Source organism: Sediminicola luteus (assembly GCF_040566555.1).
Lineage (GTDB): Bacteria > Bacteroidota > Bacteroidia > Flavobacteriales > Flavobacteriaceae > Sediminicola.
Window position 1 is genome coordinate 22,762 of record NZ_JBEWYP010000007.1, and the last position, 12,387, is coordinate 35,148.

Genomic DNA, 12,387 nt, shown 5'->3' on the forward strand with positions numbered 1-12,387 from the left:
TTTGTACTTTTGCCTGCGTTAAGAAAAGAACCTAACGCTTCATGTCACAGACTAAATATATTTTTGTAACCGGTGGGGTTACATCTTCCCTTGGAAAAGGGATTATTGCAGCTTCATTGGCCAAATTACTTCAGGCCCGCGGTTATAAAACAACTATTCAAAAATTAGATCCTTATATCAATGTGGATCCCGGAACTTTAAATCCTTACGAACATGGTGAATGTTATGTAACGGATGATGGTGCGGAAACGGATTTGGATTTGGGACATTACGAACGTTTCTTAAATGTTAGGACTTCCCAGGCCAACAACGTTACAACGGGAAGAATTTACCAAAGTGTCATTGACAAGGAAAGAAGAGGTGAATTTTTAGGGAAGACGGTACAAGTAGTTCCGCATATTACCAATGAAATAAAGGAACGTATTCAGATTCTTGGTAAAAGTGGAGAATATGACATAGTGATAACCGAGATTGGAGGAACCGTTGGGGATATAGAATCTTTACCCTACATTGAGGCGGTGCGTCAGTTATTATGGGAATTAGGCGATACCAATGGCATTGTTATACATCTAACCTTAGTGCCTTACCTTTCTGCCGCAGGCGAGCTAAAGACAAAGCCTACCCAACACTCTGTAAAGACTTTAATGGAGAGTGGGATCAAAGCTGATATTTTAGTATGTAGAACCGAACATGAAATTTCGGACGATATCAAGGATAAAATTGCTCTTTTTTGCAATGTTAAAAGAGATGCCGTCATTCAGTCTATTGATGCCTCCACCATTTATGATGTGCCCATCCTGATGCAAGAAGAGGGATTGGACACGGTAACCCTTCGTAAATTGGGCTTGCCGGATAATGTTGTCCCGGATCTGACCAATTGGAACGAATTTTTGGACAAGCATAAAAATCCAAAAGATGAGGTCAATATTGGGTTGATCGGAAAATATGTAGAATTACAGGATTCCTATAAATCCATCCTCGAAGCCTTTATTCATGCCGGAGCAGTAAACGAAGTGCGGGTCAAGATAAAATGGATCCATTCCGAGCATATCACCGATCGCAATTTGGTGAATAAAATGAAGGATTTGGACGGAATTTTAGTAGCTCCAGGTTTTGGTGAAAGAGGAATTGAAGGAAAAGTAAAGGCCGTAAAATACGCCAGAGAGCAAAATATCCCATTTTTGGGAATATGCTTGGGAATGCAAATGGCCGTTATAGAATTCGGTAGAAATGCGCTTGGCCTAGTCGATGCAAATTCTACTGAAATGGACGCGGATACGCCTAACCCGGTCATAAGTTTAATGGAAGAGCAAAAGACCATTACCAATAAAGGGGGTACCATGCGTTTAGGGGCGTGGGACTGCGATTTAAAAGATGGTAGTTTGGTGCAAAAGGTCTATGGGGGGGAAAAAACCATCTCGGAAAGACACCGTCATCGATATGAGTTTAACAACCAGTACAAAGAGACCATGGAAAAAGCCGGTTTGGTGGCTTCAGGTGTAAATAAAAAAACAGGTCTTGTTGAAATTGTGGAATTGCCAACACATCCATGGTTTATTGGAGTGCAATACCATCCAGAATATAAAAGTACCGTTGCCAATCCTCACCCATTGTTTGTGGGGTTTGTTAAAGCAGCGTTGGAGCATAAATTAAAGTAACCTAATGTCGCACAGGCGTTAAATCCACAATTGGACATATATTTGCGTATTAAAAATTAAACAGACCTGCACGGTGATACCTCTTTGAGGGTTTGTAAATGAAACTTAGATGGAAGAAAAAAAATTTGATGTAAAATCTATAATTGGCTTTGTACTGATATTCGGTATCCTCATATTCATGTTTTACCAAAATCAGCCTACTCCCGAGGAGCTAGAGGCACAAAAGGCAAAGCAAGAGCAGGTAGAGGCCCAAAATAAAGCTGCGGAAGCCGTTGTCGAAACTCCAGCTGCTGAACCCAGTATGAATCTGCAGGACTCCACTTCTGTTGCAGGCTATAAGAATGCTGTGGGAGCTTTTGGTTTTAATACCCCATCTGAGGCTACAACAGTATTGGAAAATGATCTGGTTGTTTTAAAAGTGAGCAACAAAGGAGGACAGATCGTTGAAGCAAAGATGAAAAAATTTGTTACCTATGATTCTATTCCGGTGTATTTGGTAAAAGATGGGAATTCATCCTTTGATATAATGTTCAAAACCAATGAGAATAGATCCCTTAATACCAAAGATCTATATTTTGAACCCACTTTGACCAATGATGGTGATGTGCAAGTGCTCTCCATGAAGGCAAAAGTATCTCCTTCCCAATTTTTGGAGTATCGCTATGAAATGAAGCCGAATGATTATTTGGTCGATTTTATTGTGAGATCCCAAGGACTTAATGGCATAATCAATCCGAGTGGTGCTATTAATTTGGAATGGAAACTAAAGGGAATCCGTCACTCTAAGAGTATTCAGTACGAAAACCGATATACGAGATTGACCTATAATCATGAAGATGGAAAGATCAGTAAGCTTTCTGAAAGTAGTGATGATGATGAATCGGAGGATACGGATATTAAATGGCTTTCGTACAGGCAGCATTTTTTCAGTTCCATTTTGGCAACCCAAACACCATTTGAAACAGCTCAATTAAATTCTGTCAACTTGGTTGAAGAGGAAAGCAAAACTGCCGGATACACAAAGGAATACAGTACTGTGGCACCATTGAAATTAGAAGGAGGAGAACTTTCTTACACAATGGACTGGTATTATGGACCTACTGATGTAAAGGTTTTATCGCAATATAAGGAGTTAGGTCTAGAAGATTCCATTCCTTTTGGATGGGGTATTTTTGGATGGATCAACAGGTACATATTTACACCAACCTATACCTTTTTGAGCTCTTTCTTTCCCTTCGGTATTGCCATTGTGGTCATGACTATTTTGGTCCGTCTACTAATGTCCCCGGTGACCTATAAATCTTACCTGTCTCAGGCCAAGATGAAGGTCCTGAAGCCAGAGATTAGCGAGCTAAATGAGAAGTACAAGGACAATGCCATGAAAAAGCAGCAAGAGACCATGAAGTTATATGGTAAGGCTGGGGTAAGTCCAATGAGCGGCTGTTTGCCGGCAGTGGTACAACTGCCCATATTTTATGCGCTCTTTATGTTCTTCCCAACCTCTTTTGCCCTTCGCCAAAAATCGTTTTTATGGGCAGATGACCTTTCGTCCTATGATACCATAGCGGAATTGCCGTTTAATATTCCATTTTACGGGGATCATGTGAGTTTATTCCCAATCCTGGCATCGGTTGCTATCTTCTTTTATATGATGATGACCACAGGACAGAATATGCCATCGCAACCAGGTATGCCAAACATGAAATTTATCATGTACCTATCGCCTTTAATGATGCTATTCTTCTTTAACAGCTATGCTAGTGGATTGAGTTTGTACTACTTTGTTTCCAACTTAATTACCATTTTTATCATGCTGGCTATCAAGAAGTTTATTATCAATGAAGATAAAATTCACGCCCAGATACAAGAGAACAAGAAAAAGCCGAAGAAAGAAGGAAAGTTCCAGAAGAAAATGCGTGAGATGATGGAGCAGGCAGAAGCCCAAAAGAAAAACAAATAATCTATATAGTATAAAGAAAAAAAAAGCTCCCTTTTAAAGGGAGCTTTTTGCATTAAATAGGTTTAGTTTGGAAAGATTTGGGGTTGTAAATATGGGGGATAGAAACGCGTTTTAAAAAATATAGTTGTAAACGGTCCATATTTGTATGTTAAAAGAATCCTCCTTGTTGTTGAGCAAAATTAATTTGGTTGTTAGGGCAAATAAAATCCACATTGATGAACAGTATGGTTTAATTCTAGATTCTAATTAGTGTACTAGGTCATACAAAATCATTCCAGAATTAATTGAGGGCATAGAAGGTGAATATTCCGATAGTCTTACCAGAATTGTCGTATCACAAGCATTAGCGAATACATTTTGGGGGTTAGATCTCAGGGTATTAAAATGTTCTTCAATAATACCTCTCGTGGCAGAGAGTTAACATAAATGACATTCACCATTCAATATAGCTTCCAAACAGGAATCTGAATGTAATAATACACCAGCCAAATTACTTAGTTAGGAGCTTATTATGCTTGGACCGACAATATTCAATTAGGTGGAGAAGTCGTTTTTCATTGGAAATTTACTCGAAGACTAAAATATTATACTGTAAAAGTTAAATAAAAATATCATCATAAATAAATTCTGTCATTTACATTGATTTGGAGCGACAAAGAGATTTAGTATGATAGAGGTTGTCAATTTCATTTGGTAAAACCTATAGATAGGTATTGCCAAAAAGAGATTATAACATCTGCGAATTTTGTATTTTTGCATATTGATTTGAAGAAGATGAAAAAAGTTGTAGTAGGACTTTCTGGGGGAGTGGATTCCAGTGTAACCGCATACTTGTTAAAAGAACAAGGTTATGAGGTGATTGGCTTGTTTATGAAAAACTGGCACGATGATTCAGTGACTATTTCTGATGAGTGTCCATGGTTGGAGGATAGTAATGATGCGCTTATAGTTGCCGAAAAATTGGGGATTCCCTTTCAAACGGTAGATTTAAGTGAGCAATATAAGGAGCGGATAGTGGATTATATGTTCCACGAATATGAAAAGGGAAGAACCCCCAATCCAGATGTTTTATGCAATAGGGAGATCAAGTTTGATGTCTTTATGAAAATCGCACTTCAATTGGGAGCAGATTATGTAGCTACTGGACATTATTGTAGGAAAGGGACCATTACCAATCCAGATGGTACCGAGACCTATCAACTTTTGGCAGGAGTAGACGGTAATAAGGACCAATCTTATTTTCTTTGTCAATTATCTCAAGAACAGTTGGCCAAAACGCTCTTCCCAATTGGGGAGCTAACCAAGCCTGAAGTCCGTAAAATTGCAGCGGAAAACGATTTGATCACGGCAGATAAAAAAGATTCCCAAGGACTTTGTTTTATTGGTAAAGTGAGGCTTCCTGATTTTTTACAGCAAAAACTGAAACCCAAAAAGGGTGTGATCGTAGAAGTGCCATCGTCTTTGGCCCATTATCAAACAGACGTACCAACGTTTGGTTCAAAAAAGGAAGAATTGGCCTATTATGCCATCAAACCAAATTACCAACTTGAAGACGGGAGGGTAGTGGGAGAGCACCAGGGGGCACACTATTTCACCAAAGGGCAACGTAAAGGTCTGGATGTGGGAGGAACAAAAGAACCTTTATTCGTCATTGATACCGATGTAGAAGACAATATTATTTACACGGGACAGGGAAAGAGCCATCCTGGATTGTACAGACGAACCCTTTTTGTGAGCAATGAGGAATTGCATTGGGTGCGTACAGATTTGGCTTTAAAAGCGGATGAGACCATGGAAGTGATGGCCAGAATACGTTACAGGCAACCGTTACAAAAAGCTACGTTATATCAAACTGAGGGAGGTATGTATGTAGATTTTGAAGAAAAACAATCAGCCATAACCGAAGGCCAATTTGTGGCCTGGTATCTGGAAGAGGAACTAATAGGATCAGGAGTGATCTCATAATATGGTAAAAAACATCCTTATCCTTATATTCTTTTTCACCCTTTTTGGAGCAGGAGCCCAGGAACATGCCTGGGTTTATTTTAAGGATAAAGTTGGAGTAGATGAGGCCATGGCCAATCCAGAAACTATTCTAAGTGCCCGTGCTTTGGCCAGAAAGAACAAGTTTAATATTCCAATAGATGAAAGGGATGTCCCGGTCAATGAAAGTTATATCGCCCAGGTAAAAGGGCAAGCTGGTATTGCCGTAAAAGCCAAATCCAAGTGGTTCAATTGCGTGCATGTCATAGGAAGTATTAATGATATTGCGTCACTTTCCAGTTTGGATTTTGTAGATCGCATTTTTTATGCCAATAGAAGCCTCAATTCAAAAGCTGGAAAATCTCCCAAATATAAAAGTAAACCCGATAACCATAAAAATAAGTTTTTAACCCAGAAAGCTAATTTTATCTATGGGCAAAGTGAAGCGCAAATTTCACAGTTAAAGGTTGAAGCCCTCCACCAATCTAATTATACAGGGGAAGGATTATGGATTGCTGTGATGGATGGGGGTTTCCCAAATGTAGATCAACTTGCTGCATTTTCCCGATTACGTTCCAATAATGATTTATTAGGGGGGTATGATTTTGTAGGACGCACTACCAATATATACGCTCCAGATGGCAATAGCCACGGTACAAGGGTCTTATCGGATATGGGGGGATATGTAGAGAATCAGCTTGTGGGGACAGCGCCAGATGCCAGTTACATGCTGTTTAGAACCGAGGATGGTGTTACGGAGACCCCAGTAGAAGAAAGTTATTGGGTGGAGGCAGCTGAAAGAGCTGATAGTTTAGGAATAGATCTTATTAATACTTCTTTAGGGTACAGTACTTTTGATAACCCTAATTATAGTTATACCCCTGCAGAGATGGATGGCAATACCGCTTTTATTTCCCAAGGGGCAAACATTGCCACCGCTAAAGGAATGTTGGTCGTTAATTCTGCGGGTAATTCCGGAAGCTCCTCTTGGGGGGTTGTTACGGCTCCGGCAGATGCCAATGTTTATACAGTAGGAGCCGTTGATATGGACGGCACCTATGTAAGTTTTAGTTCTAGGGGCCCAAATGCCCAAGGAGTGGTAAAGCCAGACGGGATGGCCATGGGAAGAAATGCGGCTGTGGTAGATGAAAATAATACAATTGTACGGAATAATGGAACGTCTTTTTCTTCGCCAATAATGGCAGGTGCCATTGCTTCATTCTGGGGCGCTTTGCCCGATAAAACCAATCTGGAAATAATGCAGCTGGTACGGGAAAGTTCTTCCATGTATCAGAATCCAAATGCCCAAATGGGCTATGGTATACCAAATTTTGATTTGGCAATGACATTAAACGGGGTAGAAGGCCAAAATGGGGGAGAAGATGAAGGGGAACAAACCCTTGACTATATTCTGTTCCCCAATCCAATGGAAACCAATGTTCAGATACGGTTGCCTCAGGGAAGTACCACGGCAATCCTAAGGTTGTACGATATTTATGGAAAACGTATCTTGGAAAAGCAAATCACCGAAACTGATAACCAAATATCCGTAGAGCAATTGAGTCAGGCGATGTATATAGTTCAATTGGAAATGGAAGGAATCAGTAAGGAATACAAGTTGATCAAAAAATAATGGAGAATAGGATTACGGAACTTTTTAAGATACAATACCCCATCATACAAGCAGGAATGATTTGGGCCAGTGGCTGGCGATTGGCCTCAACTGTGTCCAATGCAGGAGGTTTAGGAATCATCGGTGCAGGCTCTATGTACCCTGAGGTATTACGGGAACACATTCAAAAATGTCAAAGGGCAACCAAGAAACCTTTTGCAGTAAATATCCCCATGCTTTATCCGGACATAGATCAATTGATGTCCATCGTGGTTGAGCTGGGAGTCAAGATTGTTTTTACATCCGCTGGAAACCCTAAAACATGGACCTCTTATCTAAAAGAAAGAGGCATCATCGTGGTACATGTCGTCAGCAGTGTAAAGTTCGCTGTTAAGGCCCAGGAAGCTGGTGTTGATGCCATAGTTGCGGAAGGTTTCGAAGCAGGGGGGCACAATGGCAGGGATGAAACAACAACCTTGACCTTGATACCGGCCGTTAAGGAAAAAATTACGATCCCTTTGATAGCGGCAGGAGGAATAGCTACAGGTAGGGCAATGTTGGCGGTAATGGTCCTCGGTGCAGATGGGGTACAGGTTGGGAGTCGATTTGTAGCAAGTTACGAAGCTTCCTCCCATGAATTGTTCAAGCAAAAAGTAGTGGAGGCAGGTGAAGGGGATACCATATTAACTTTAAAAGAGTTGGCGCCTGTACGGTTGATCAAAAATAAATTCTTTCAGGACATTCAAAACCTTTATGCTAAATCTCCCTCGGTAGATGAGTTGAAACAACTATTGGGAAGGGCAAGGGCCAAGAGGGGTATGTTTGAAGGAGATATGGAAGAAGGTGAGTTGGAAATTGGCCAGGTATCGGCAATTATCCATGATATTAAGCCTGCCGCAGAAATTGTCGCCGATATGGTGGAAGAGTTTGAAGAAGCAAAAAAATATTGTACTCAACTTTAAAAGTGTCCTAATATTTTATTTAATTCTAAAAGTTGGTTCTCAATATATTGATATCCTTAATCAATCGATCTACTTCAGAAGTTTTGGTGCCATCATAGACGCCTCTTATTTGTTTCTTGGTATCAACCAGGATAAAGTTAGGGGTATGGATAAAATCTTGCAATCCTCCATCTCCCTCATCAACTGCGGCGAAATAACTTTTACGGGCCAAGTTGTAAATGTGTTTCTTATCCCCAGTTGTAATATTCCATTTATTTCTAATTGCATTATTTCGATCTGCATATTCTTTTAAAATGGGTACGCTATCCATTTTAGGGGTTACCGAAATAGATAGAAATGCAACCTCTTCATCATTGTTAAATACCTTCTGTAGCCTTTGAATATGATTCGTCATTATTGGACAGATTGAAGGACAGCGAGTGAAAATAAAATCCGTAACATAAATTTTGTTTTGATAATCGTGCTGAGTAATGGTGTCCCCGTATTGATTTATTAGGCTAAAGTCAGACACCATATGGTTTTTGCGTTGGGAATGCATACTACTATCAACCAATAGTGGATTGAAATCAATTGGATTATATATAGGCAATTGCTCTTTTGATGACGTGTTGCAGGAAACTACTATCCCGCAAAATATTAAATAAAACATATAGATGGGAACCACGGAATAAATTTTCATGTATTACCTATAAAATGATTATTTCTCTTTATTCAATAAAGCAATGTATATGTACCCGTTACTAGAATCACAATATTGAAGTAGTTATTTTGATATCTGAATGTTTCCATGCAGCTTCAAACTCTTCCTTTACAGCTTTGGCCTCATCCATTTTACCTTGGCCAATTAAACTATGGTAAAGTCCAATCAAAGACCAACCATTTTGTCTAAGAATGGCGAGATCTTCTTTATAAATTTTTTCCGCTTCTTCTAGTTGTCCATTCTTCAACAAAATGGCGCCCAAGTTCTGACGTGTCGGGATATGCCATGCCGCAGGTTCGGTGTAAACCAATCTATCTTCAGCTAATACCGCTTTTTTTAAATGTAAAATAGCTTCTTCCGGAAGGCCGTTCAGGTTGGCCAATTCCCCTGCAACCACTTCATAGGCAATCTCTGCAATATGGGATGATGGGTTGTTTGCGGTTGCAACCAATTTCCCCATTTCTGGATCATCTTTGAAAAGGGCAATAGCATCCAATTCCTCTTTTGCCTCTTTTGCATTTCCTTTGCGTATAAAGGCTATTCCTCTGGCGTAATTGCGGATTAATCGCAGATGTTTAATGTCTATATTGGGACTTGGTATTGTCAATATTTCATTCCATTTTCCAAATCTAGTATAAGCTAAATAAGGAGTTGCGGCAAAATCCTGTAAGAAGGTAAGCGTAACCAGTTCCCCATTTGGAACCTTTTCGGCAGTTTTAGTGGCCGCATTAATTGCAATTTGGCTATTGCCCAACATACTTGAGGCCGACCATAAAAAGTGAATGTTATGTGGATAATATCCAAAAGGATAAAGCCCTTGGGAATAACATTGGGAAATATAATCCTCATCTGCCAAAATAGCTGCTTGATTTACCTTTACAGCATCCATATAACGCCCTACTCGGATATAGATATGTGAGGGCATATGAACAATATGTCCTGCACCTGGCATTAAAGTAACTAATTTATCTGCACTGTCAACAGCCATATCTGGCATTGGCAGTTCCATTAGATGGATGTAATAATGATGAGCTCCTGGATGCTCCGGATTTAGTTTTATGGCCTCTTCAAGGGCTATTTTAGCCTCCTTAATAAATGGAGAAGGATTGCCGTTCTTGTCCCAATAATTCCAAGGGACAGTGTTCATAATGGCTTCTGCATACAAAACTTTAATGTCCGCATCTTTGGGGAATCTTTGTGCAACCTGGGCCATAGCGTGCATATATTCCAAATTCAATACTGTAATCTCTTTTGTTAGGTCTTCGCTATATCGTTTTTGAAGAGCCTCTATCAATGCCTGCTCCTTTTTGGAGGAGTTGGAAGCCAACGCTGTTGCCTTCTCTATTGCCTTATAAGCAGCTATTTTCCTCTCATCGTCTGGTAATGGATCATTAATATTGGGACCTAAGGCCCATGCCTGACCCCAATAGGCCATAGCCGCATTTGGATCAAGTCTTGAGGCTTCCATAAATGAACGGTGGGATTCTGCATGGTTAAAGGCATATGCTAATTTTAATCCCTGATCGAAAAAGGCATGCCCCCTATTATCTTTTATGGTTATTGGGTAGTGAAGGTTTCCTAAGTTATCAAATAATGGAGCTATTTGCCGGGTTGTATCCACGTTTTGTAATACGTATTGGGCAACGGTACATTTAATAAAATTAAAAGATGCATTTTGCGATTTTTCCGAAGTGTTTTCCTCTTGGATTAGATCCACATATACAACAATGGATAATATCGCAATTGCCATTACCAAAAAGCTGATTTTTGCTTTCATAGGAATATAGGTATTAGTAGTTTATTAATATTTAATGGTAAAACCTAACGCCTTAGAAGGAATATGCGCGGGTTCAATATCCAATGCAAAAGAATTAAGTATTCTATATGCAAAACAAGGTCACCAGGTGGGGGACATTGGATGTTTTTATTCATTTAAGCAATGGCTCAATTGCCTTACTTAAAGATAATATTTTTCTCTAGAGAAATAATGATATAACAGCTTTTTTCTACTTGTAGAAGGATTTAATGTATTGATTACTTGTTATTTAGTGTAACTGGAGGATTATTTCAATTCCCTATCCAATTTTAAAATGGTATGCAATAGAACATTGGCACCATTTGCCATATCCTCAGCGGATGTGAATTCTCTGGGTGAGTGGCTAATTCCATCTTTACTGGGTACAAAGATCATCCCTGACGGAGCTATAAGTGCCATATCCTGAGCATCATGACCCGCTCCACTTTGCATCTGTTTTTGGGTAAGCCCTAAGTTCTTGGCTGAGGTAGCTATAGCTTCTTGTATGGTCTTATCCGTTAAAGCCGGTTTTGCATTGGCATCGATTGGATGAAATTCTATGGTTGTATCTGATTCTTCCGCTATCGCCTGTGCCCTTTGCTGTATTCCACTAAAAACCTGAGCAATTTTATCGGAAGAAAGATCGCGTATTTCCAGGCTTAAAAGTACCTTCCCCGGTATCACATTGGGTGCTCCTGGTTCTGCGCTAATTCTACCCACTGTCCCTACTTGTTTCCCTTCAAAACTGTTGGTGACCTCATTGACGGCAATGATAAATTTAGAAGCGGCCAATAGGGCATCCTTTCTCATGTTCATTGGCGTTGTTCCCGCGTGGTTGGCAAACCCGGTAATTTCTACATCCCACCATTTGATACCCACAATTCCTTCAACGATACCAATATCAATGTTTTCTCCATCTAAAATGCCGCCTTGTTCTATATGTAATTCCAAAAAAGCAGCCAATTCTCCTTTTTTCCTTGCGGCTTCCTCAATTCTGGATACATCGCCCCCGAGTCGGTTAGCCCCTTCCCCTTGCGTATATCCTGAGCTGTTTTTAACCAATAGTGCTTCTGGACTCAATGCACCTGCTAGAGCGCGACTGCCTAACAGACCGCCTTCCTCATTGGAGAAAATGATAACCTCCAATGGATGAATGGTAGCCACATTATTCTCAAAAAGAGTCAAGGCTACTTCCAATGCAGCCATTGAGCCAACACATCCGTCATAATTTCCTCCATCGGGAACCGTATCCGTATGGGAGCCGAATGCAATAACTTTTTTAGAGCCGTCTGTGCCTTCCCGGCGACCAATAATATTTCCGGCAAAGTCAATATGAACCTCTAGTCCGGCATTTTTCATTAGGTTGATTAGATATGTTCTTGAAGCAATATCGGCATCGGTGAACGCCACCCTACTGGTTTCTCCATTGGCTTTCAGTCCAAATTTGGCTAATTCGAATATACTGGCCTCCAATCTATCCTGATTAACGGTCAGTGTTTTTTCGATTGGAGATGATTTTTTCTGAGCGAAACTGGCCTGATAAACTAGGACCAAAATAAGGGCAATGTATTTGTAGGACATTTATAGCGATTTTAGTGACTAGTAAGATAGAAAAAAATAAAACACTTATGTGTACAAAATGGTGTGCTTCCGTTGGAGCAATTATCACTTTTAAAATCGAAATAATAAAAATTGCGCTTTGACTTTTGGGAGGAAA

The 12,387-nt window shown here is 40.0% G+C and carries 8 protein-coding genes; 5 read left to right on the forward strand and 3 right to left on the reverse strand.

All coding sequences use genetic code 11. The features are described from left to right. Positions 1-41 precede the first annotated feature (41 nt). The 5 genes from ABXZ32_RS11995 (at position 42) to ABXZ32_RS12015 (ending at position 8,175) form a co-directional block, all read left to right on the forward strand. Positions 42-1,658 (forward strand): CTP synthase, encoded by a 1,617-nt coding sequence (locus ABXZ32_RS11995; protein WP_354618918.1) that lies wholly within the window; start codon positions 42-44, stop codon positions 1,656-1,658. 109 nt (positions 1,659-1,767) lie between these two features. Next, a complete protein-coding gene (yidC, locus tag ABXZ32_RS12000) occupies positions 1,768-3,618 on the forward strand; it encodes a membrane protein insertase YidC (protein ID WP_354618919.1) in 1,851 nt (616 codons plus the stop codon). Between the two features lie 774 nt (positions 3,619-4,392). Further along, entirely contained in the window at positions 4,393-5,583 is a 1,191-nt protein-coding gene (mnmA, locus tag ABXZ32_RS12005) for a tRNA 2-thiouridine(34) synthase MnmA (RefSeq protein ID WP_408017160.1), read from the forward strand. A 1-nt stretch (position 5,584) separates the two neighbouring features. Next, positions 5,585-7,234 carry a S8 family serine peptidase gene (locus ABXZ32_RS12010; protein ID WP_354618921.1) on the forward strand — a complete coding sequence of 550 codons (1,650 nt, stop codon included), beginning with the start codon at positions 5,585-5,587 and terminating at the stop codon, positions 7,232-7,234. Continuing rightward, on the forward strand, positions 7,234-8,175 hold the full coding sequence (locus ABXZ32_RS12015) for an NAD(P)H-dependent flavin oxidoreductase (protein WP_354618922.1): 942 nt from the start codon (positions 7,234-7,236) through the stop codon (positions 8,173-8,175). The genes ABXZ32_RS12010 and ABXZ32_RS12015 overlap by 1 nt, the downstream gene beginning before the upstream one ends. Positions 8,176-8,200: 25 nt before the next feature. Here ABXZ32_RS12015 and ABXZ32_RS12020 read toward each other — a convergent pair whose 3' ends face one another. The 3 genes from ABXZ32_RS12020 to ABXZ32_RS12030 form a co-directional block, all read right to left on the reverse strand. Then, a complete protein-coding gene (locus ABXZ32_RS12020; RefSeq protein WP_354618923.1) occupies positions 8,201-8,854 on the reverse strand; it encodes an SCO family protein in 654 nt (217 codons plus the stop codon). A gap of 67 nt (positions 8,855-8,921) precedes the next feature. Then, on the reverse strand, positions 8,922-10,652 hold the full coding sequence (locus ABXZ32_RS12025; protein WP_354618924.1) for a hypothetical protein: 1,731 nt from the start codon (positions 10,650-10,652) through the stop codon (positions 8,922-8,924). 285 nt (positions 10,653-10,937) lie between these two features. After that, complete coding sequence (locus tag ABXZ32_RS12030) at positions 10,938-12,251, reverse strand: Zn-dependent hydrolase (protein ID WP_354618926.1); 1,314 nt, start codon at positions 12,249-12,251, stop codon at positions 10,938-10,940. Between the last annotated feature and the right edge of the window lie 136 nt (positions 12,252-12,387).